The 23,284-nt window shown below is 29.2% G+C and carries 27 protein-coding genes; 25 read left to right on the forward strand and 2 right to left on the reverse strand.

All coding sequences use genetic code 11. The features are described from left to right. Positions 1-2: 2 nt before the first annotated feature. From RWN11_RS02480 to prmC, 6 genes are all read left to right on the forward strand, one after another. Positions 3-632, forward strand: coding sequence for an amino acid ABC transporter ATP-binding protein (locus RWN11_RS02480; protein ID WP_314160220.1), 630 nt, complete (start codon positions 3-5; stop codon positions 630-632). 11 nt (positions 633-643) lie between these two features. Next, complete coding sequence (locus RWN11_RS02485) at positions 644-1,480, forward strand: amino acid ABC transporter substrate-binding protein (protein WP_314160221.1); 837 nt, start codon at positions 644-646, stop codon at positions 1,478-1,480. A gap of 257 nt (positions 1,481-1,737) precedes the next feature. Then, positions 1,738-1,983 (forward strand): type B 50S ribosomal protein L31, encoded by a 246-nt coding sequence (locus tag RWN11_RS02490; protein ID WP_003145327.1) that lies wholly within the window; start codon positions 1,738-1,740, stop codon positions 1,981-1,983. Between the two features lie 85 nt (positions 1,984-2,068). Further along, a complete protein-coding gene (locus RWN11_RS02495; protein ID WP_003145452.1) occupies positions 2,069-2,647 on the forward strand; it encodes a thymidine kinase in 579 nt (192 codons plus the stop codon). Positions 2,648-2,661: 14 nt separating this feature from the next. After that, on the forward strand, positions 2,662-3,750 hold the full coding sequence (gene prfA / locus RWN11_RS02500) for a peptide chain release factor 1 (protein WP_003145535.1): 1,089 nt from the start codon (positions 2,662-2,664) through the stop codon (positions 3,748-3,750). Continuing rightward, positions 3,750-4,592, forward strand: coding sequence for a peptide chain release factor N(5)-glutamine methyltransferase (gene prmC / locus RWN11_RS02505; RefSeq protein WP_314160222.1), 843 nt, complete (start codon positions 3,750-3,752; stop codon positions 4,590-4,592). The genes prfA and prmC overlap by 1 nt, the downstream gene beginning before the upstream one ends. A gap of 84 nt (positions 4,593-4,676) precedes the next feature. Here prmC and RWN11_RS02510 read toward each other — a convergent pair whose 3' ends face one another. Continuing rightward, positions 4,677-5,309, reverse strand: a complete 633-nt coding sequence (locus RWN11_RS02510) for a S24 family peptidase (RefSeq protein WP_314160223.1) — start codon at positions 5,307-5,309, stop codon at positions 4,677-4,679. A gap of 558 nt (positions 5,310-5,867) precedes the next feature. Here RWN11_RS02510 and gpmA point away from each other — a divergent pair. Both gpmA and RWN11_RS02520 read left to right on the forward strand, forming a co-directional pair. After that, the gene (gene gpmA, locus RWN11_RS02515; RefSeq protein ID WP_060914713.1) at positions 5,868-6,554 is read left to right on the forward strand and encodes a 2,3-diphosphoglycerate-dependent phosphoglycerate mutase; all 687 of its coding nucleotides are present in this window, start codon (positions 5,868-5,870) and stop codon (positions 6,552-6,554) included. 6 nt (positions 6,555-6,560) lie between these two features. Beyond that, positions 6,561-7,319 carry a hypothetical protein gene (locus tag RWN11_RS02520; RefSeq protein WP_314160224.1) on the forward strand — a complete coding sequence of 253 codons (759 nt, stop codon included), beginning with the start codon at positions 6,561-6,563 and terminating at the stop codon, positions 7,317-7,319. A 59-nt stretch (positions 7,320-7,378) separates the two neighbouring features. Here the strand turns inward: RWN11_RS02520 and RWN11_RS02525 are convergent, their stop codons facing one another. Then, a complete protein-coding gene (locus RWN11_RS02525; protein ID WP_314160225.1) occupies positions 7,379-9,715 on the reverse strand; it encodes an ATP-dependent RecD-like DNA helicase in 2,337 nt (778 codons plus the stop codon). Positions 9,716-10,160: 445 nt separating this feature from the next. On the opposite strand from RWN11_RS02525, the gene RWN11_RS02530 reads away from it, so the two are divergent. The 17 genes from RWN11_RS02530 to ybeY form a co-directional block, all read left to right on the forward strand. After that, positions 10,161-10,937 carry a Nif3-like dinuclear metal center hexameric protein gene (locus tag RWN11_RS02530; RefSeq protein WP_314160226.1) on the forward strand — a complete coding sequence of 259 codons (777 nt, stop codon included), beginning with the start codon at positions 10,161-10,163 and terminating at the stop codon, positions 10,935-10,937. A gap of 14 nt (positions 10,938-10,951) precedes the next feature. After that, on the forward strand, positions 10,952-11,341 hold the full coding sequence (gene mntR / locus RWN11_RS02535) for a transcriptional regulator MntR (protein WP_314160227.1): 390 nt from the start codon (positions 10,952-10,954) through the stop codon (positions 11,339-11,341). A gap of 6 nt (positions 11,342-11,347) precedes the next feature. Next, positions 11,348-12,286: a thymidylate synthase gene (locus tag RWN11_RS02540; protein WP_314160240.1), complete on the forward strand. Its 939-nt coding sequence runs from the start codon at positions 11,348-11,350 to the stop codon at positions 12,284-12,286. A gap of 10 nt (positions 12,287-12,296) precedes the next feature. Further along, positions 12,297-12,788 (forward strand): dihydrofolate reductase, encoded by a 492-nt coding sequence (locus RWN11_RS02545; RefSeq protein ID WP_314160228.1) that lies wholly within the window; start codon positions 12,297-12,299, stop codon positions 12,786-12,788. Beyond that, positions 12,789-13,631 (forward strand): DegV family protein, encoded by an 843-nt coding sequence (locus tag RWN11_RS02550; RefSeq protein ID WP_314160229.1) that lies wholly within the window; start codon positions 12,789-12,791, stop codon positions 13,629-13,631. 15 nt (positions 13,632-13,646) lie between these two features. After that, a complete protein-coding gene (locus RWN11_RS02555) occupies positions 13,647-13,901 on the forward strand; it encodes an IreB family regulatory phosphoprotein (RefSeq protein WP_314160230.1) in 255 nt (84 codons plus the stop codon). After that, on the forward strand, positions 13,902-14,330 hold the full coding sequence (gene ruvX, locus RWN11_RS02560; RefSeq protein WP_003145599.1) for a Holliday junction resolvase RuvX: 429 nt from the start codon (positions 13,902-13,904) through the stop codon (positions 14,328-14,330). It abuts the gene before it with no gap. A 25-nt stretch (positions 14,331-14,355) separates the two neighbouring features. After that, entirely contained in the window at positions 14,356-14,658 is a 303-nt protein-coding gene (locus RWN11_RS02565) for a DUF1292 domain-containing protein (protein ID WP_314086248.1), read from the forward strand. Positions 14,659-14,661: 3 nt separating this feature from the next. Beyond that, positions 14,662-15,792 (forward strand): endolytic transglycosylase MltG, encoded by a 1,131-nt coding sequence (mltG, locus tag RWN11_RS02570; protein ID WP_314160231.1) that lies wholly within the window; start codon positions 14,662-14,664, stop codon positions 15,790-15,792. Between the two features lie 138 nt (positions 15,793-15,930). Further along, positions 15,931-16,680: an RsmE family RNA methyltransferase gene (locus RWN11_RS02575; protein WP_314160232.1), complete on the forward strand. Its 750-nt coding sequence runs from the start codon at positions 15,931-15,933 to the stop codon at positions 16,678-16,680. Positions 16,681-16,692: 12 nt separating this feature from the next. Next, positions 16,693-17,016 carry a DivIVA domain-containing protein gene (locus RWN11_RS02580; protein ID WP_314160233.1) on the forward strand — a complete coding sequence of 108 codons (324 nt, stop codon included), beginning with the start codon at positions 16,693-16,695 and terminating at the stop codon, positions 17,014-17,016. A 34-nt stretch (positions 17,017-17,050) separates the two neighbouring features. Beyond that, entirely contained in the window at positions 17,051-18,226 is a 1,176-nt protein-coding gene (gene coaBC / locus RWN11_RS02585) for a bifunctional phosphopantothenoylcysteine decarboxylase/phosphopantothenate--cysteine ligase CoaBC (RefSeq protein ID WP_314160234.1), read from the forward strand. A gap of 29 nt (positions 18,227-18,255) precedes the next feature. Beyond that, positions 18,256-20,619, forward strand: a complete 2,364-nt coding sequence (gene priA / locus RWN11_RS02590) for a primosomal protein N' (RefSeq protein ID WP_314160235.1) — start codon at positions 18,256-18,258, stop codon at positions 20,617-20,619. 186 nt (positions 20,620-20,805) lie between these two features. Further along, a complete protein-coding gene (ylxM, locus tag RWN11_RS02595; protein ID WP_314160236.1) occupies positions 20,806-21,129 on the forward strand; it encodes a YlxM family DNA-binding protein in 324 nt (107 codons plus the stop codon). 10 nt (positions 21,130-21,139) lie between these two features. Continuing rightward, entirely contained in the window at positions 21,140-22,492 is a 1,353-nt protein-coding gene (ffh, locus tag RWN11_RS02600; RefSeq protein WP_314160237.1) for a signal recognition particle protein, read from the forward strand. Positions 22,493-22,495: 3 nt separating this feature from the next. Next, positions 22,496-22,972, forward strand: coding sequence for a tRNA (uridine(34)/cytosine(34)/5-carboxymethylaminomethyluridine(34)-2'-O)-methyltransferase TrmL (gene trmL / locus RWN11_RS02605; RefSeq protein ID WP_314160241.1), 477 nt, complete (start codon positions 22,496-22,498; stop codon positions 22,970-22,972). 77 nt (positions 22,973-23,049) lie between these two features. Further along, a partial coding sequence (gene ybeY, locus RWN11_RS02610) for an rRNA maturation RNase YbeY (protein WP_314160238.1) occupies positions 23,050-23,284 on the forward strand: 235 nt, incomplete at its 3' end.

Raw genomic sequence — 23,284 nt, forward strand, 5'->3', positions numbered from 1 at the left:
TTATGTTAGAATTAAAAAATATTAGTAAAAAATTCAAAGATCGACAAATACTATCGGATTTTAATTTAACAGTTGAAGAGAATAAGATTTTAGCAATAGTAGGACCTTCTGGTGGCGGTAAGACTACTTTATTAAGAATGTTAGCCGGTCTTGAAAAAATTGATTCAGGCGAGATTATTTATAACGGTGCACCACTTCCAATAGACGAATTGGAAAAAAGAAATCTTTTAGGTTTTGTATTCCAAGATTTTCAGTTATTTCCTCATCTTACTGTTCTAGAAAATTTAGTTTTATCTCCAATTAAAACTATGAATATGGCAAAAAATGTTGCAGAGAAAAAGGCTGTTGAGTTACTAGAGAAGCTAGGGTTAGAAAAGCAGATTAATAATTATCCGACTTCATTATCAGGAGGTCAAAAACAAAGGGTTGCTTTAGCTCGCGCTATGATGATAGAACCAAAAATTATAGGTTATGACGAACCGACGAGTGCATTAGATCCTGAGTTAAGATTAGAAGTTGAAAAATTAATACTTAAGAACAGAGAATTAGGTATTACACAAATTGTTGTAACTCACGATTTACAATTTGCTGAAAATATAGCGGATAGTATTGTGAAAGTAGAACCAAGATAAGAGGTGATTAAATGAGAAAGTTAAAATTCCTTATTACACTTATTATTACCGTTCTAATAGTTACTGCATGTGCCTCAGGAGGAAAAGATAAACCAAAAAAAGATAATTGGAATGATTTTCAAACAGATAAGAAGATTATTATTGGTTTTGATAACACATTTGTACCGATGGGATTCCAAGATAAAAGTGGTAAAAATATAGGTTTTGATATAGATTTAGCGAATACAGTTTTTGAAAAGTATGGAATTAAGGTACAGTGGCAGGCTATTAACTGGGATTTAAAAGAAACTGAATTAAAAAATGGAAATATTGATTTAATTTGGAATGGTTATTCTAAAACTGCAGAAAGAGAGGCTGTTGTTCAATTTACTAAACAGTATATGGTTAATGAACAGGTCATAGTAGTAAAAAAATCTAAAAATATTAAAAATTTAAGTGACTTAAAAGATAAAGTTCTAGGTGCACAAAACGGTTCATCTGGATATGATACTTTTAATGAGAATCCAGAAGTTCTTAAAAATATTGTGAAGAATAATGATGCAACTCAATATGAGAGTTTTAATGAGTCTTTAATTGACTTAGAAAATGATAGAATAGATGCATTGTTAATCGATAGAGTATATGCGAACTATTATTTAAAACAACAAAACAAATTAAATGATTTTGATATTTTAAATGCTGGGTTTGATAGTGAGGCCTTTGCAGTTGGAGCAAGAAAAGCAGATGTAACACTTGTTAATAAAATTAATGAAGCATTTGTAGAGATGTATAAAGAGGGAGCATTCCAAAAAATTTCTGAGAAATGGTTCGGAGAAGATGTTGCAACTGAAGAAGTAAAAAGTAAATAAATTATTTGGAGGCAAGCTATTGAAAAGAATTTAAATAGTAAGCCTCCTTTTAGTGTAAACATGTAAAAAAGAAAATTAGGGATAAAATTTAAAAGGTAGAAGAAGTAATAGCTGTCAACAAAAAAAGTTTACAAATATTAGTAAAAGTACTTGATTTTTTTTAGAATATTATTTATAATAAGTAGGTATGTGATTAACTCACTGAAAAATAACTCTGTTCGTATTAAAAGCGTTCAGGGCAGAAGGAGACGATAATAATGAGAGAAGGAATTCACCCAGATTACCGTAAAGTTGTATTCATGGATACTACAAGTGGTTTCAAATTTTTAAGTGGTTCAACTAAACCATCTAAAGAAACTATTGAGTGGGAAGATGGAAATACATACCCATTATTAAAAGTTGAGATCTCTTCAGATACACACCCATTCTACACAGGGCGTCAAAGATTCGCTCAAGCAGATGGTCGTATCGAACGTTTCAACAAAAAATACGGTATCAAGTAAGAAAAATAAAACAGACATTTCTTTATTGGATTGTCTGTTTTTATTCTATTAGTAATTGTATAATATAAACCCGAGGGGATATGTAATGATAGAAAATAGAAAATTCGGATGGATAGAATGTATTTGCGGTAGTATGTTCTCTGGTAAATCAGAAGAACTGCTAAGACGCATAAAACGTGGAGTAATTGCTAAACAAAACGTACTTCTATTTAAACCGTCTATAGATAATAGATACGAAGAGAATAAAGTCTCTACTCATAATGGAAATAGTTATGAATCTGTAAATATTGACAAAGCAGAGCAGATTTATGACTATATAAATGATAAAAAATATGATATCATAGGAATTGACGAAGTACAGTTCTTTGATGATAAAATTGTTGAAGTTATAAATAAACTTGCTGATGATGGAGTTCGTGTTATTGTTGCAGGTTTAGATATGGATTTCAAAGCAGAACCATTTCATCCAATGCCTGAGATTATGGCTATTAGTGAGATGGTAACTAAACTTCATGCTGTGTGCAACAAATGTGGAAAAGAAGCAAGTAGAAGTCAAAGGTTGATAAATGGTGAACCTGCTAAGTATGATGATCCAATCGTAGTTATTGGAGCTAGTGAATCATATGAAGCTAGATGCCGTCATTGTCATGAAATTAAGAGATAAATTAGGAGGAACAAATGGAAATTTTTGGACAACTTGAGATAGTTGAAGAGCGTTATGAAAAGTTAAACGAATTACTTAGTGATCCAGATGTTGTTAGTGATACAAAGAAACTTATGGAATATTCAAAAGAACAACGCTCTATTGAAAAAACAGTAGCTGTATTTAGAGAATATAAAGATATAGTTCAACAAATTAAAGATACAAAAGAACTTCTTGAAATTGAAGAAGATAAAGAAATGAAAGAAATGATGCAAGAGGAGATTAAAGAATTAGAACCAACTCTTGCACCTATGGAAGAAGAATTGAAAATTCTATTATTACCAAAAGATCCTAACGATGGTAAAAACGTTGTTGTTGAGGTTCGTGGAGCAGCAGGTGGAGATGAAGCACAATTATTCGCAGGTGATTTATTACGTATGTACACTAGATTTGCTGAATCTCAAGGATGGAAAGTTGATGTACTAGAACGTTCTGAAACTGGAATCGGTGGTATTAAAGAAGCAATCTTTATTATTTCTGGTGAAGATGTTTACTCTAAGATGAAATTCGAAAGTGGAGCGCACCGTGTACAACGTGTCCCTACAACAGAATCAAGTGGACGTATCCATACTTCAACAGCAACAGTAGTAGTATTACCAGAAGCTGAAGAGATTGAAATTGATATTAATGAAAATGATATCCGTGTTGATACATTTGCATCAAGTGGTGCTGGAGGTCAATCGGTTAATACAACTATGTCAGCTGTACGTTTAACTCACATTCCTACAGGGGTTGTAGTTTCTATGCAGGATGAACGTTCACAGATTAAGAATAAAGAGAAAGCTATGAAAGTACTACGTGCTCGTGTATATGATAAATACCAACAAGAAGAGCAAGCTAAGTTCGATGCTGAACGTAAATCTAAAGTTGGTACTGGGGACCGTTCTGAACGTATTAGAACATATAACTATCCTCAAAACCGTGTTACTGACCATAGAATTGGTTTAACTATTCAAAAATTAGACCAAATTATGGAAGGTAAACTTGATGAAGTTTTAGAAGCACTTCGTATTGCTGAACAAGCTGAGAAAATGGCAGAACTTAATAAAGGTGAAGAACTATAATGAACAGAAGGCAAGCTATAACAAAAGCTTGTCTTCTTTTAAGAAGACAAGGGAAAGAAGAATCTTTGGCTAGATTTTTACTAATGTACATGCTAGACGAAAGTCCGCAGTTATTCTTGAATTGCATGTCAGAGCAAATGTCTAAAGAAAATGAAGAAAAATATTTTTCTTTGATTGAAAAACACATTAAAGAAGATGTTCCATTAAGTCATTTAGTAGGTTTCGAATATTTTTATGATAGAAAATTTAAAGTTACGAAAGATGTCTTATCACCGAGGATGGAGACTGAGGAGCTCATATATAAAGTAATTGAATATGTAAAAGCGAATAATAAGAATAATTTAAAAATTCTAGACCTTTGTACGGGAAGTGGTATTATTGCTATTACATTAAAAAAAGAACTAGATCAAATTTCGATTGATGTCGTAGCTAGTGATATTAGTGAAGAAGCTATAGAAGTTGCAAAAGAAAATGCACAATATCATGATACTGATGTTAGATTTATACAATCGGATATTTTTAATAATATTGATGATAAATTTGATATTATTGTTTCTAATCCTCCTTATATTGACCGCAAAGATGAAGTGACTATGAAAGAAAATGTACTGAACTATGATCCACATCTTGCTTTATTTGCTGAAGAAGAGGGGATGTACTTTTATAGAAAAATTATAGAACAAGCTAAAGACTATCTAAAAGAAAATGGCGTAATGTTCTTTGAGATTGGTTATGATCAAAAGGATAAGATAATAAAGCTATCTAAGAAAAATGGTTATTTAGCACAAGTCTATAAAGACATTAATAATAGAGATAGAATGGCATTTTTAGTTCGTAAATAAAAAAAGCGAGAGTTACTTAGAAAAGTATCTAAGTTATTAAACTCTCGTTTTTTTATCGTAAATAATCTGTTTAAAATCAAAAAATTAAAGTTCCCTATATACACCAACGCATTCTCCAATTATTTCTACGTTACGCGTAACAATAGGCTCATAATCAGGATTGCAAGGATAAAGAATTACATTGTCATTTTTAACGAATATTTTCTTTAAAGAAGCTTCATTCCATTCAGTTAAACGAACAGCAGCAATTTTTCCGTTTCTAACTGAACTTTGTTGGCGGATAAATACTAAATCGCCATCAAAAATACCAGCTTCAATCATACTATCTCCCTTTACTCTTAGTGCAAAATCAGCTCTCATTCCTTGATCTATGAAAATATGCTCATCATATTCCTCTTCAATATAAACACCATCACCGGCACAGATAGTTCCAAGAATAGGTAACTTTGAAACATCATCGGAAAAATCTTCTGTGTTAAATAACTTTTCTTTAGGAGTTTCGATATCCATTGTATCACTGTCGCCGACAAGCCAATCTGGATTAACCGATAAATATTCAGCTAAAACAATAAGCTTATCTCTTTTTGGAGTATATTTACCTTTAGACCAATCGCTAATTGATGATGGAGTAATATTAGTAGAACGAGCAAGTTCAGCTTGCTTTATATTCTTTTCTTTTAAACATTGTTTAAATCTGATACTAAATGTTGTAGTCATAATATTTTTTCCAATCTTTTTTTTATCTATATATAAATTATAAAGTAAACCGTATATAAAATCAAGTAACTTTATAAAAAAAATTAAGAAATATGAATTTTTTACTTGATTTTCGGTTTTCCGTATGTTATTATATAAGTACGATAAGAAATTAAGTTTTACGTATAAAAAGAAAGAAGGTAATTTTATGTTTATATATTGGATAATTATACTAGTTTTATTGGCAAAAGTATTTACATTTTTTGAAACTAATAAATTAAAAATTGTAAAAAGAGGAAAGTTGAACCGTAAAGTGTATTAATATAAACATTTTCTGTTCTAAAGGTTATTATGATAAAAAAATATTGTTTACTACTTTAAGATTAGGTGTACTGTAATTAGAGCCTAATCTTATTTTTATATACTAATATATATCAGTAAATACTACAACATAAATATTTGAACTACATCTTGTAGTTATAACGTTTTCAATTGTGTTTTTCACATAAAAACTATGTACTAATACTAGAAAATATTGTATAATAAAAATATAATAACAAAACTAGGAGGATTTCTTAAATGAAATTAGTATTAACTAGACATGGTGAAAGCCAATGGAACCTTGAAAACAGATTTACTGGATGGGTTGATGTAGATATCACTGATAAAGGTAGACAAGAAGCTATTAAAGGTGGACAAACTCTTAAAGAATTAGGTCTTACTTTTGATGTAGCTTACACTTCATACCAAAAACGTGCTATCAAAACTCTAAACTTATTCTTAGAAGAATTAGATTTATTATGGATTCCAGTACACAAAAGCTGGAGATTAAACGAAAGACACTATGGAGCTTTACAAGGTCTTAACAAAGCTGAAACAGCTGAAAAATATGGTGACGAACAAGTTCACATCTGGAGAAGAAGTTTTGACGTAGCACCTCCTGCGTTAGATAAATCTAGCGACATGTACCCAGGAAACATCGATAGATATAAAGAAATTCCAGAAGGAGAAATCCCAACAGGAGAAAGCTTAAAACTTACTATTGATCGTGTATTACCATACTGGGAAAGCGATATTTCTAAACAAATTAAAGCTGGTAAAAATGTACTTATCTCTGCTCACGGTAACAGTTTAAGAGCGTTAATCAAATACTTATTAAACATCTCAGACGAACAAATCTTAGATCTTAACTTACCAACTGGTACTCCATTAGTATTTGAAATCGACGAAAACTTAAACATTATCTCAGCACCAGAATTATTCTAATAAGTAATGAAAAAGCTGATAATATTACTGACAACCTTGCTAATTTTGCAAGGTTGTAGTTCTAAAGGAGATATTTCTACTGAACAATTACAAAATCTTACTAATTCTGTTTCAATAAGCCAGCTAGAAAAAACAGAATTTAATAAAAAAGATAATAAATTAGTTATTTCAACTAATGATGAAGTAATAAGTAAAGAAGGTTTTGATGCACTGTTAAAATCATTGAAATTAAATGGTTTTAATGGGAAAGCAATTAATATCGAGGGTATTAATTCAAATGAATTTAATAATAAAGACTTCAATATTGTAATTGTTACTAAAAACAATAATAGTGTAACATTTAGTGTTAAAGATAGTGCTAATAAGAGTTTTGAAATTTCTAATAAGAAATATTCAAAAGATTTTTTGAAAAATAAATTAAATGCATTTTCTAAAGAGTTAATTAGTTTTGATGAATTAGCCGGAACTATTCAAACTGATCTTGATAAAGGGCGTTCTTTAGGAGATAAAGTTGATAAGTTCAAAGAAGTGACAGAGAAGATAAATTCTTCAATGTTAACTATCAAATCGTTATCTAATGAGAATATTGAATATGCAAAATTAGATGATGTTAAGCAAAAACTTACACGTTTAGAAGTTTTAACTAAAAATGTAGTGAGTGCTGTAAATTCTTCCGTAGAAAGCAAGAAAGGTACTGCAATAGATGCTGCTTTCTTAAATATTAATGATATAGATAAGATTGCACGTGATCTTGTAGCAATGTAAATACAATAAACAAAACCTGGAAGTGGATTTAACTCTATTTCCAGGTTTTGTTATTATGATTAAAGGAAGTCTGTTGGTTTAATATTTTCCATGCCTATCATTGGATCGATATTGTTAATATTTTGAAAATCTAATATATATTCTTTAATTTCTTCATCTAATTCTATTGACTGTATTTCCGCTTCTCTATCAGTAGTGAAAAACCATTCTAGGGCAGTTTGTCTAGTTACGACATTTGTAGGTTCAATAGATTTATAAAAAACATTTGGATTACCACATAATATTAGTTTTTTCTTAGCTCGCGTTATTGCTGTATATGTTAGATTTTTATTTAGCATAAAATTATAATTATCAATAAATGGTATTATAACATTTTCAAATTCAGAACCTTGAGCTTTGTGAATAGAACAAGCATAAGAAAGTGTGATTTGGTTTAATTCTTGTTTTTCATATATTACATAATTACCGTCATAATCTATAACTATTTTTACTTTGTTCCCTTCTTTGTACACTTCTTGAATATACCCGATATCACCGTTAAATATATTATCTTCTGGTCTATTTACAAGTTGCATAACTCTATCATTAATTTTATATATTAATTCGCCATATTCGATTTGTTCATCACTATCATTAAATCTTGCTTGAATCGCGGTATTAATTTCATTTATACCACTTGTCCCTTTGTATATAGGAGCTAATATTTGAATATTTTCTTTGCTTGAATTTTTTATTAAATCATCATAAACAGCTGAAATCACGTTTATCATTTCATTTTTGTTTGCTGAAATGAACTCTTTATCATCGAAGTTTTCTAATATATCAAATGGTATATTATTTTTTATTGAATGTGAAATGTTAATAATACTTGAGTGTTCGCTTTGTCTAAAAATTTTATTTAATTTAACAGTCGAAATTGCTTTTGAATTAATCAGGTCATTTAGGACGTTACCTGGAGCAATGGAAGGAAGTTGATCATTGTCACCGACTAGAATAATTTTAGCATCTTTGTTAATGATTTTTAGTAAATTGTACATTAAGAATACGTCAATCATACTAGATTCATCAATTATGACAAGTTCAGATTTTATATATTTTTCACTAACGAATTCTTCCATGTTTTCATCCTCTGTACTCCAACCGATGGCTTTATGAATTGTCGAAGCATAAAAGCCTGTACTTTCTGACATTCTTTTTGCTGCTTTTCCTGTAGGGGCACATAGAGTAAGAATACTTCTAGTCTCATCAAGTAAATCATGTATACTATAGTTTTTTATTTTCTGGAAGATTTTTATTACAGCGAGTATGATAGTAGTTTTACCTGTCCCAGGTCCACCGGTAAGAATAGAAAAGTTATTGAGAATACAGTTTTTGATTGCTGCAATTTGTACTATATCGTAAGAGATTTCTAATTCTTCTTCAACTTCTTCGATATATTTATCAAGTAAGCTGTCGCTGATTTCAAAATTATCATCAAGTTCTAATCTTCTGCTAATGTCACTATAGATAGAGTATTCAGAGTAATAAATTTCTGGTAAAAACACCCTATCTTCAATTTCAACTAATTTTCCAGTGTCTAAAGCAAAAGTGTAAGAGTTTAAGATATCTTCTTTAGATACTGCTATGTTTCGTGATGCATATAATGTATTAAATGTATTGTATAGTAGGTTATTTTTTGATATATAAGTATTACCTGTTGAAAAACAATATGAGCTGATAGTAAAAATAAATCCATATAAAATTCTATTTTGATCATTTGCAGGAATTTCATTAGTTTCAGCTATTTTATCTACAGTTTTAAAGTTAATTCCTTTTATATCTTTTATTAAAGCATAGGGGTTTTCTGTGATTGTTCGTAAGGTATTGTGTTTATAAAAATTATATATTTTAAGAATTATATTATTGCTTAAATTATATTCATTAAGTTTTAATATAATATCTTGGGTTTGTTTATTTGCAACAATCGTAGTGTAGATAGTATCTTTACGTTGTTCTGGGATACCTTTAATACTGAATAGAGTCTCTTTATCTTCATAAATTTTATCTAATGCATCAACTCCAAGTGTATCAACTATTAATTCTGCAGTTTTTCTACCAACACCTTGGAATATAGAGCTTGAAAGATAAGAAACAATAGCTTCTTTATCTTTTTCTATAACTGGTTCTACTACAATTGCAGATAATTGCGTACCGTACTTTCTATGTTGTACTATTTCACCTTTAAATGAGTATAAATCATCTTCTACAAATTCAAAGTCGTTAAATGTTCCAACAACACTTAAATAATCTCCCTCAACGAAATCATATTGATTATTTAAAAATATTGATAAGATATAATAATTATTCTCTTTGTTATGGAAAATAATTTTATTTAAATAACCTTCTATTGTCTGCATAATAAACTCCTACTAATTTCTTTATAAGAACAATAATAATATAATATATAAAAAATGTCTAGTAGTGCTGAAGCAAAAGTCCTAAATTTTAAAAGAGTCTATATGAAAGCTCATAGCCGCAGCGGTTTATTAATATCTAAATTCGCTTTATAAAAATTTTTTAGATATCTAATAAACTGTGCAGGGGGTACCCGACAAAATCTTGTTTCTTCGAAATCGCGATTTTTGAGTCACTCTTTTCTAAAAATCGCCTTTTTAAAGTTACTTCCTTCGATAATCTTTTATTGTTATTAAAAATATTATATGAACTTACAATTTTATAGATTTAGCAAAAAATATTAAAGAAAATAAATATGTTATTTTAGTTACAAACTATGTTTCGTTATGGCAATATTTTTTATAAAGTGTTATAATAAAATGATAATAATATAAGGAGGTTAGATTTGTGATCACTGTAGAAAATGTATATAATCATTTAAATGAATTGGCAGATGTTAAATTAGCAGAAAAATGGGATAATGTAGGCTTAATGTTAGGTAATTACAATAATAATGTTAATAAAGTTTTGGTATGTTTAGATGTCACAACTAAAGTGGTTAAAGAAGCTATTGACAATAATATTGATTTAATAGTCTCTCATCATCCTTTAATATTTAAACCATTGAAATCATTGGATTTTACAGGTGATTTCAAATCTAATATTATTCGGGATTTAATAAAGAATGATATTTCTGTTATTTCGTTTCATACCAATTTAGATTCTGCAAAGTTAGGATTAAATGATTATCTATCTAAGTTATTGGGTTTAACTGATATTAAAGTATTGTTTGAACATAGCTTAGATAAGGAAGCAGGATTAGGAAGAATTGGGAAATTACCTACACCACTAGCTATGGAAGAGTTTATTAAGTATATTAAAAAAAGATTTTCACTTGATAATGTTTCTGCAGTTATTGGCTCTGAAAAGGAAGTTAGTACTGTTGCATTATTAGGAGGGAGTGGGGCTGATTTTCTATATTCACTACCTGAAGTTGATATATATTTGACTGGAGATGTAGGGTATCATGCGGCACTTGATGCTATTGAAATGAATAAAAATATTATTGATATCGGTCACTTTACAGAAGGTCTAGTTAAAGACTTATTACTAGATTATATTTCTAAAATTGGAGTTGAAGTTATTAAATCAACTGTCGAGAAATCACCATTTAAAATTTTATAAAGGAGGAGTCTAATATGGCAAAAGCTACACCAACCATGGAAGATTATATTGAAGTAATATATTCTTTAGTTAAAAACAAAGGTTATGCGAGAAGTGCTGATATAGCTGAGAAATTGGAAGTTTATCCATCTACTGTTACTAAGATGCTGAAAAAATTGGATGTTGAAGGGTATATTGTATATGAGAAATATAGAGGTATCGCCCTTACTGAGCAAGGTGAGAAGATGGGTGAATATGCACTAACAAGACATGAATTGTTAGAAGATTTCCTAAGATTAATCGGAGTAGATGAGGATAAAGTTTACGAAGAAGTAGAAGGTATTGAACATCACTTTGGTAAAAGTTCTTTAGAAAAAATTAAGGAATTGATGAGATATCTGAGAGAACATAATTATAGAGCGTAAAGGAGAATTAGAGTGGCAGATAAAGAGTATTTAAAATTGTGTAATCATATTTTACAAAATGGAATTGAGAAAGATGATAGAACGGGCGTTGGAACTAAAAGTGTTTTTGGTTACCAAATGAAGTTTGATCTGTCTGAAGGATTTCCGTTATTAACTACAAAAAAAGTTAATTTTAATTTAGTATGGTCAGAATTACTTTGGTTTATAAAAGGTGATACGAATATTAAGTTTTTATTAGAAAATAAAAATAACATTTGGAATGAATGGGCTTTTAAAAAATGGATTGAAAGTAATGAGTATACTGGACCGGATATGACTAATTTTGGGCATAGAACATTAATAGATGAGGAGTTTTCTAAACAGTATAAAGAACAAATGACTATCTTTAAAGAAAGAATTCTTTCAGATGAAGAGTTCGCTAATAAGTTTGGTGATTTGGGTAATGTATATGGAAAACAATGGAGAGATTTCAATGGTATTGATCAATTGAAAAATGTAGTAGAGCAAATTAAAGCTAATCCGTCTTCTCGTCGATTAATAGTTTCTTCTTGGAATCCAGCGGAAGTAGATACTATGGCGCTTCCACCTTGCCATTCATTATTCCAATTTTATGTAAATGATGGGAAATTAAGTTGTCAGCTGTATCAAAGAAGCGGAGATGTATTTTTAGGAGTACCTTTTAATATCGCCTCTTATTCACTTCTTACTATTTTGGTAGCTAAGGAATGTGGACTTGAGGTAGGGGAGTTTATTCATACACTGGGGGATGCACATATTTATAAAAACCATTTTGAACAAGTTACAGAGCAAATGTCTAGAGATCCTTATCCGTTACCCAAAGTGAAAATTAATGATTTTGAAAGTATCTTTGATCTTAAGATTGAGGATATTGACATTGTTAATTATGAAAGTCATCCATTTATAAAAGCACCAATAGCAGTTTAGGAGGGATAATATGTTATCACTAATAGTTGCATATGATAAAAATAAATCAATAGGTCAAGAAAATACTATACCATGGCGTATAAAAAGTGATATGCTGAGAGTTAAAGAGTTAACTACAAATCAGACGATTATTATGGGGCGGAAAACACTAGACAGTATTGGTAGAGCTCTACCTAATAGAATTAACAGGGTTCTTACTCGTGATGAAAATTCTTTAAATCATTATTCAAATATAGAAGTGTATACTGATGATTCAATTTTAGAAAATATTGAAACAGAAAAGGCATATATATTTGGTGGTGGGACAGTATATAGTAAGTATTTACATAAATGTGATGAAATGTTTATTACCGAGGTGGATACGGTTGTTGAGGCTGATACAAAGTTTCCAGAATTTGATGAAAATGATTGGGATTTAATTAGTAGGGAAGAATTCTCAAAAGATGAAAATAATAAATTTAATTTTGTATTTATGCATTATAAGAGAAAGAGGAAAGAGTAAATGTTAGAGAAAGTAAAAGTAATTATTGATTCATCAAGTGATTTAACTTTTGATGAAATTGAAAAATATAATGTGGATGTAATTCCACTGACTATTAATATAGATGGCATAGAGTATGATTATCGTACAATTAGTAATGATGAATATATAGAAAGAATGAGGACAGCATCAACTTATTCAACTAGTCAGCCAGCTATAGGTAAATTTATCGAAGCATTTGAAAAGTGGACTAAAGAAGGATATAAAGTTATAGTTTTAACTCTTTCTTCGGCTTTAAGCGGAACTTATAATACAGCAGTTACTGCAAGCTCAGAATTTGAAGGAGTGCACGTTATTGATACAAAGACAACAACACGAGGTATGGTTTTCTTACTTAAAGAGTGTCTAAAACAACTTGAAGAAAATTTAGACGTAGAGGTAATTGCAGAAAATTTAAGAGAAAAAGCTAAGAATATTTTAACTTATGTTACAATCGATAAACTTGACAATTTGGTAAAAGGTGGTAGACTAAGTAAATCACAAGCTTTAATCGGAGGGTTACTAAACATTAAAGTTTTAACTCAGTTAAAAGAAACTGAGTTGGTTGCTTTAGATAAAGTTCGTGGTAAGAAAAAGTTAGTTCATACCTTAATTAATCATATTGAAGAAGAAAAACAAGGTAAAACAATTAAAAGTATAAGTTTACCAAATTCATTAGCAGATGAATATGTTACATTGATAAAATCAGAACTAGAAGAAGTATTTGGTTATGTTGTTGATGAAAAAGAGATATTTACCACAACACCAATTATTTCAACGCACACAGGAGAAAATGCAGTAGGTATCTTAGTAGAGTTAGTATAATCGGAGGTAAAGATTATGACAAATTTCGATGAAACAAGATTATTTGATAGCAATTTTTATGATAAAAATGATATTCACAACATCTTAAGAAATGTTGTAGAAACAATTAAACAGCGCGGATATGACCCAATAAATCAATTAATGGGCTATATTAAAACAGCTGATCCAGTGTATATTCCTAGGGATAATCATGCTAGAGAGCAAATAAGATTAATAGAAATGGATGATATACTAGAGTACTTATTATACTTTTTTATACAGGAGTCGTAAATGTTAGATAAGAGAATTATGGGCCTAGATTACGGATCAAAGACCATTGGGGTTGCCGTAAGTGATTTGTTAGGTTTTACTGCTCAAGGTATCGAAACAATAAATATTAATGAGCAGGTAAAAGATTTTAAAATAAAAAGAATTAAAGAGTTGGTTCAGGAACATAATGTTGGAACTATCGTTGTGGGTCTTCCTAAAAACATGGATAATTCTGTAGGATTTAGAGGGGAAGCAACACTATATTTTGTAGAAGTATTGAAAAAGAAAATAAAGAATGTTGAAATAATTCTACAAGATGAGCGCTTAACAACAATGGGCGCTGAAAGAGTACTTCTTGAAGCTAATGTTTCAAGAAAAAAAAGAAAAAATGTTATTGATAAAATGGCTGCGGTATTAATACTACAGACATATTTAGATAAATTAAATTAATATAAAATTTCAGGAGGAAAATAAAATGCAAGAGAAAGATTTAAAAAACATTAGTATTGATAATACTGAAGAGGTGTACACACTTAGTACATTAGAAGGTGAAGAAAAAGAATACCGTAAAATTTTAGAGTTTACTAATCCAACAAACGGTAACTTATACTATATCTTCGCTGAAGAAGAAACGATTGATGAAGAAGAAATTAGTATCTTCCCAATGGTATGTGTTGAAGATGGTGATGAAATGAGATTTGAACCTGTCGAAACAGATGAAGAATATGATATGATTTCTGAAGTATTAGATACTTTTTACTACGACGAAAGTGAGTAAAAAATGAGAGAAGATAAAATAAGAAGAAGTAGAGAATTAAGGCAAAAAAATAAGAAGAAAAAATCATTTATTCCTACAATTTTGACTATTATAGTTGTTCTAGGAATTGCTGCTTTATCAGTTTTCTATTATATGATAACACCGGTAGATAAAAGCGATAATAAAGACATTTCTGTTGAAATTAAAGAAAATTATGGAAGTGCCAAAATTGCGCAGGAATTAAAAAATAAAGGCTTAATCAAAAATGAAGAAGTTTTTAAAATCTATTCTAGATTATCACCTAGTACTTCATTTTATGTTGGGAATTTTAAATTAAAGAAAAGTATGAGCTTACCACAGATTATACAAGAATTAGGTTCTAAAAATAAGGCGAATTCAGGAAATACATTTGCTTTAATAGAAGGGGATAGCATACTTAAGATTGCTAAGAATTTGGAAAAGACTAAATTAAACAAAGATGAATTTTTAGAGAAGGTTAATGATGCGGAATTTATTAAAAAATTACAAAAACAATTCCCTGAATTAATCACTAATGAAGTATTCGGTAAAGATATTAAATATGCATTAGAAGGGTACCTGTATCCAGCAATTTATGATCTTAGTGACAATGAGACTGTAGAAAGTTTAATCACTAAGATGGTTAAGTTAACTAATGAAAAAGTTGTTCCATTATATCAAAAGAATAATAAAACTTGGAAAATAAATGGTCAACAGATGCAAATATCTATTCATGATTATATTACTATGGCAAGTATTCTTGAAAAAGAATCTACTAAATCTGATGAGAACAAACTTATTGCAAGTGTATTCTTAAATAGATTAGCCCAAGGAATGAAATTACAGACAGATCCATCTGCTAACTATGCAGCTGATAAATTGACAGGAGCACCTACACAGGCTGAATTAACGTTAAATTCTCCTTATAATACTTACGTGGTTGTAGGATTGCCACCTGGTCCAATTTCATCTGTTGGAAGTGCTTCATACGAGGCATTAAATAATGCTGAGAATACAGATTACTTATATTTCTTACATGCAACAAAAGATGGAAAAGCATATTTCTCTAAAACATATGCTGAACATGAAGCATTAGCTAAGGAACATATTGAAGGTTATATTCCAGCTGGAAGCTAATTAAATATAAATAGACGACTTAAGAATCGATTATTAAAATTGATTTTTGAGTCGTTTCTTTTTATTGAAATTAGCACTATTGAATAAATATCAATAATGAGGTAAAATTAATTGTAAGATTAAAAATTAGGAGTTTTTATGCAACAGTATTTTTTAAATGAAGAATTTAATATTGAATCAACATATGAGCTGTCAAAAGATGACAGTAATCATATTGTGAGAATTATGAGAAAAAAAATAGATGATAAGGTGTATGTTGTATTTAATAATGAAGTTAAATATATTTGTACGATTGTTGATAATAATGTAGATAAAGTTCTAGTCACGCCGTATAAAGAAGTAGTAGGGACTAATGAACTTTCAACTAAAATAACAGTAGCTATACCACCTTTGAAAAATGATAAAATAGAATATTTAATGCAAAAGTTAACCGAATTAGGTGTGAGTAATATTGTCCTATTTAATTCTGAGAGAAACATTGCTAAGATAAAAAGAGATAAAGTGGATTCTAAGATTAATAGATGGAATAAAATTGTTAAAGAAGCTGCAGAACAATCTAAGAGAAATATAATTCCTGATATTACATATGTAGATAGTTTAAAAGATTTAATAACTTTTTCTGAAAAGTTCAATCATAAAGTAGTAGCATATGAAAAAGAATCAGTTAATGAGGAAAATATCAACTTGAAAAATTTATTGCATTCTGATTTAAGTAATAAAGAGGTAATAGCAGTATTTGGAAGCGAAGGTGGACTTTCTGAAAAAGAAGTTGATTTTTTAACTGAAAATAAATTTGATGTGATAGGATTAGGTAAAAGAATACTAAGAGCAGAAACTGCACCACTATATTTTGTTAGTTGTGTCGCATATTTTAGTGAATTTAATTAGAGGAGTTAAAAAATGAGTGTTGAATTAAACTTAACAGCAAAAGAAATTTATGAAAAAGAATTTAAAAAAAGTAGAGTCAAAGGATATAGTGAAGAAGATGTTAATGATTATTTAGATTTAATAATTGAAGACTACATGAAACTAGACAAACTTATGACTAGATTGAAAGAGTTAGAAATTGAAAATCAAAATTTAAAAATTAAAATTGAAGCTATAAAAAATACAAGTCGTGAAGATAAACCTGTTCAAGTAACAAACTTAGATATACTAAAACGATTATCAAAACTAGAAACTGCGGTTTTTGGATCGAATAATGTTGATCATGACCTATATTAGTTAGTTTATCAATTAATCTTAAAAGGAGGATTTCATGAATATTTTATTAATAGTTTCAGGGGGGATTGCAGCTTACAAATCAATAGATTTATGTAGTTCTCTTGTTAAGCAAGGTAATGATGTTAAAGTAATACTTACAAAGAATGCTGAAAATTTTGTAACGCAATTACCTTTTCAAACTTTAACAAAAAATAGAGTGTACACTAGTACTTTTGAAGAAATAGATGAGAATGAAATACAACATATAGATTTAACGAAGTGGGCTGATAAGATAATCGTAGCCCCAGCAACAGCTAATTCAATTTCAAAATTTTCAAACGGAATTGCAGATGATTTAGCTTCTTCATTAATGTTGGCGGTGCGAGATGTCTCTAGAGTATATATAGTTCCTGCTATGAATACGTTTATGTATAAAAATCCAATTATTCAAGAAAATATGAATAAATTGATAAAACTTGGATTTAATTTTATAGAACCTGATAGTGGTCTTTTAGCGTGTGGTGATGTAGGAGAAGGGAAATTTCCATCAATAAAGAAAATCGAAAATGCACTATTCCAAGAAATTGAAAAAGATTTAAAAGATAAAAAGGTATTAGTAACTGCGGGTCCTACAAAAGAATTTATAGATCCATTTAGGTGTCTTACAAATCCTTCTACTGGTAAAATGGGAATAGCTATTGCTAATGAATGTGCTAAAAGAGGGGCAGAGGTGATTCTTGTATCTAGTATAAACGATGATAGTATCAGTAATAAAGTCAAAAAAGTTAAAATTATTAGTACAAATGATATGTTTGAAGCTGTAAAAAATAATTTCAAAGATTGTGATTTTATTATTAAAGCAGCAGCTGTTTCAGATTATACACCTGTACAAGTCTTTGATAAAAAAGTAAAAAAACAAGATGGAAATCTATCGATTGAATTTAAGAGAACACAAGATATTCTAAAATATGTTGGAGATAATAAGAGTGATAATCAAAAAGTAATAGGTTTTGCTGCAGAAACAAATAATTTAATAGGGTATGCAAAAGAAAAAATAATCAAGAAAAATCTTGACTATATTGTTGCTAATGATATATCAAAAAAAGATATTGGCTTTGGTAGTGAAGATAATGAAGTGTATATTATCGATAAGCATGATAACATTAAAAAAATTGATAAAAATAGTAAAAATAATATAGCAAAAGCCATAATTGATGAGATATCGAAATAAAAGCAGATTGATGAATAGGAGGTGAGATTATGTATGCTGAGGTAATAATTGATGTTAATAATCATAATGTTAACCAGAGTTTCTATTATCTTGTGCCTGATGAGTTGAAAACCAGAAACTTAGTTGGATATAGAGTCGAAGTGCCATTTGGAACAAGAGTAGTTCAAGGTTATATAGTAAATATTAGAAAAGATAATATTGAAGATCAATCTTCAAAGAGTTTTAAGTATATAAAAAAGATAAAAGATGATTTTCCAATATTAACAAAAGAAATGATTCTTTTATCAAAAGTAATGGCTGATGAACTTTTTTGTACAAGAATACAAGCTATTGAAACAATAGTTCCTACGAGTTTAAAAAACAAATATGTAGAATATTATGAGTTAATAGATGCTAATACTACATTACTTCTAGATTATGCTAAACACTTTAATAATGATAAGCTAATTGAAAAGAAAAAATTTGAGAAATTATTTACAGTAGAACAAATCGGCTACTTAATCTCGCTTAAAGCTATTAAACTTGTAAGTAAAATTAAAGAAAAGAATAATAGCGAAACAGAAGAATTTTTTGTATTGAATAACTATAGAGACTCTAAATTAACAAAAAAACAAAAAGAATTAGTTGATTATTTAATTTCACATGAAAAAATTAAAAAATCAAAGGTTAAGGAAGAGTTAAAAATAGGTAATTCTGTCACGAAAAAATTACTTGAAAAGAATGTAATTAGAGTTATTGAAGAAGATGTTAAACATGATATAAATACATCTATACTAGAAAATAATACGAAGCTAAGTGAACATCAACAAAAAATTTACGACAGGATTAGCGAGAATTTTGATAGTGAAAAGTTCAATGAGTATCTTTTACATGGTGTAACAGGTGCAGGAAAAACAGAGATTTATATAAAACTTGTTGAAGCGGTGCTTAAAGAAGGGAAAGACGCTATCATTTTAGTTCCCGAGATTATATTAACACCACAAATTGAAAAGAAATTTAGGAAGGTATTTAGTGATAATATCGCAGTTATACACTCTAGATTAAATTCAAAAGAAAAGTATAATGAGTGGAAAAAAATCAGAGATGGAAAAGTTAAGATATGCTTAGGTACTAGATCAGCGGTTTTCGCACCTTTTGACAATCTAGGTATTATTATTATAGATGAAGAGCACGAAAACAGCTATAAACAAACAGACTCACCTAGATATGATGCTAAAGATATTGCAAAAAAACGTGGAATTTATAATAAGTGCACAGTAATATATGCTAGTGCAACGCCCTCTGTAGATTTATATTATAATTTTGAAAAAAATAATCCTAATAATTTATTAAGGCTTACTCATAGGTTTAATAATAAATTACCAAAGATAAATATAGTTCACGTTGAAGAAAAAGAAGACGTGATTGCTAGTGAATTGCTTGTTAAGATCAAAGAAAAAATAGAGAAGAAGGAACAAGTACTCTTATTAATGAATAAACGTGGATATACTAACTTTATTCGTTGCTTTTCATGTGGGCATTTATATAAATGTGAAAATTGTGATATAAGCTTAAATTATCATAAACACGATAATTCATTGCATTGTCATTTTTGTGGTTATCAAAAGAAAATTTCTAATATACCTAAATGTTGTGAACACCCTGAATTAGTTTCGGGAAATTATGGTATACAACGAGTTGAAGAATACTTATATCAAAATATACCAGATGTTAGAATAACAAGGATGGACTCTGATACGACTAGTAGAAAAGGAGCGTATGAAAGGCTACTTACTGATTTTAAAAATCACAAATCTGATATACTTTTAGGTACTCAGATGATCTCAAAAGGACTAGATTTTCCCAATATTACTTTAGTTGGTGTATTATCAATAGACAGTATGATTGCGCTACCTAGCTTTAAAGCCAATGAGAAACTGTTCCAATTACTAGTTCAAACAGCTGGTAGAGCTGGACGTAGTGAGAAAGAGGGGGAAGTTGTCTTTCAAACAAATATAGCTAGTAATATATTAGATTATGCAATAGAACATAGTTATGAAAAATTTTATAAGTATGAACTAAATAGACGTAAATTGATAGATTATCCACCTTTTTGTAAAATCTCTTTTATAACAATAAAAGGTTATGACGAACAAAAGACAGAACGTGTAGCTAAGATGATATTTGATTTTATTAGTAAAAAACAAAGTGATTTATCAGTATTAGGACCTAATAAGAGTTTATTTTATAAAATAAATAATGAATATAAATTTAATATAGCAATAAGATATCAAGAAGAAAATTATAAAAAACTTTATCCGATATTAAAATATATTAATGATTACTTTGCCGAAAGTTTTTCTAAAGAAAAAATTACAATTACTATAGATAATTCAGCACTGGATTACATGTAAATAATTCAAAAAAAATTATATTCTAAGTATTGCATATTAATTTTTAATAAGTACATAAATCAACCCAAAGAAATGTAAATTTGGGTTGATTATATTTTTATAAATAGCTGTAAAAATTTGAAAAAAACGCGATTTTATCGTATAATATAGAGATGTAGATTTATATTTAATGACTGGAGGAAGATTGTGGAAATAGAACAAGTTATAAAGATTTCACAACTCTATGATTTTTACTCTGAATTACTTAGTGATAAACAAAAACAGTATTTAGATGATTACTATTTCAACGATTTATCACTGACAGAGATTTCTGAAAATTATAATATATCAAAACAGGCTGTTTCTAATAATATTAAGAGAACAATATTAGAATTAGAACAGTTTGAAGAGAAGTTAAATTTAATTAAATTAAACAATCAGAGATTGTTTTTACTAAATGAGATAAAGAAATTAACTACGGATACAGAAGTACTAACGTATGTTGAAGAATTGATAAAATTAGAAAATTAGGAGAGCTTGTATGGCATTTGAGAACTTATCAGAAAGATTACAAAATACAATAGCTAAGCTTACTGGAAAAGGTAAAGTTTCAGAGGCTGATGTAAAAGAAATGATGCGTGAAGTTAGGTTAGCTTTATTAGAAGCTGACGTTAACTTTAAAGTCGTAAAAGAATTTGTAAAAAAAATCAGTGAAAGAGCTGTTGGGACAGAGGTTATGAAATCTCTTACTCCAGCGCAACAAGTTGTAAAAATTGTAAACGAAGAATTAGTTGAACTATTAGGTGGTTCTAATGTTGAATTAAATCAAGGTGGTAAAATTACTACTGTTATGATGGTTGGTCTTCAAGGTGCAGGTAAAACAACTACCGCTGGTAAATTAGCGCTTAAAGTTAAAAAGTCTATGAAGAAAAAGCCGCTTCTTATCGCAGCTGACGTATATAGACCTGCAGCAGTTCAACAATTAAAAACATTAGGTAAACAACTTGATATCGAAGTATTCTATGTAGATAAAGATCCAGTAGATATTGTTAAGGATGGATTAGCTTTTGCTAAGGAAAATTATTTTAACTATGTAATTATCGATACAGCAGGGCGTTTACATATCGATGAACTATTAATGGATGAATTGAAAGATATTAAAGCTGCTACAACACCAGATGAAATCTTACTTGTTGTCGATTCTATGATAGGGCAAGAAGCAGTTAATATTGCAACTTCATTTGATGAACAACTTGATATTACTGGTTTAGTGCTAACTAAGTTAGACGGTGATACTCGTGGTGGTGCCGCACTATCTATTAAGTCTATTACAGGAAAACCAATTAAGTTAGTCGGTATGGGTGAAAAAATGAATGACCTTGAGTTATTCCACCCAGAACGTATGGCATCTCGTATTTTAGGTATGGGTGACGTACTTACATTAATTGAAAAAGCACAAGCTTCTATCGATGAAGATGAAGCTAAAAAAATGCAGGAAAAAATTCTAAATCAAAGTTTTACTTTTGAAGATTTCTTAACTCAATTAGAACAAGTTAAGAAACTAGGAAGTCTTAAGGATATACTTGGTATGATTCCAGGAATGGGTAAACTAAAAAATATGAATTTAGATGCTGTTGATGAAAAACAATTTGTCTATATCGAGGCTATTATTAAGTCAATGACAATTGAAGAAAGACAAAATCCTGATATTATAAATGTACCACGTAGAAAACGTATTGCACAAGGTAGTGGTCGTCCTCTTAATGAGGTTCATAAACTTATTAAGCAATTCGAAGAAATGAGAAAAATGATGAAACAATTCGGCGGGCTTATGAATGATAAATCTAAAAGAAAGGGTCTTGGAAGAATGTTTGGTGGCAAACTTCCATTCTAGTTAATTATGAATAATATAGTTTTATTCCAACCAGAAATTCCAGCTAATACAGGGAATATAGCACGTACTTGTGTTGGGACAAACACAAGATTACACTTAATAAGACCGCTAGGATTCTCTATTGATGATAAACATGTAAAAAGAGCAGGGTTAGACTATTGGGAACACTTAGATTTAGTTGTTTGGGATAGTTTTGATGAATTTTTAGAAGCCACTAATGATAAACACTATTACCTTATAACTAAATTTGGAACAAAAAATTATTGTGATTTTGATTTTTCAAATGAGAATAATGAGGATATTTATTTCATTTTTGGTAGAGAGACAAAAGGATTACCAAAGGAATTTAGAGAAAAATATAGTGAACAGGCACTACGTATTCCAATGAGTGAAAATGTCCGTTCACTTAACCTATCGAATACTGCTGCGTTAATAATTTATGAAGCTTTAAGACAACAAAATTTTAATAAATTAAAATAGTATAGTGTGTGAGGGGAGAATTTAGGGTTTTTGTCTTGAATTATCCCCTCTAAATAAGAATATATAAGGAGAAAACCATGACATTTGTTGATATTATAGATGATAATAACTTAGTAGAAGCTAGTACTAAAGATATGTTACTAAAACTATTAGAATGTGCTGCAGAGTATGAAAATGTTGATACTGAGATTACTGAAATGTCGTTATCATTTGTTAGTAAAGAAGAAATACAAGAAATTAACCGTGATTATAGAGGGAAAGATGTTCCTACTGATGTTATTTCTTTTGCGTTAAATGATGAAGTAGAAGATG

Source organism: uncultured Gemella sp. (assembly GCF_963519265.1).
Lineage (GTDB): Bacteria > Bacillota > Bacilli > Staphylococcales > Gemellaceae > Gemella.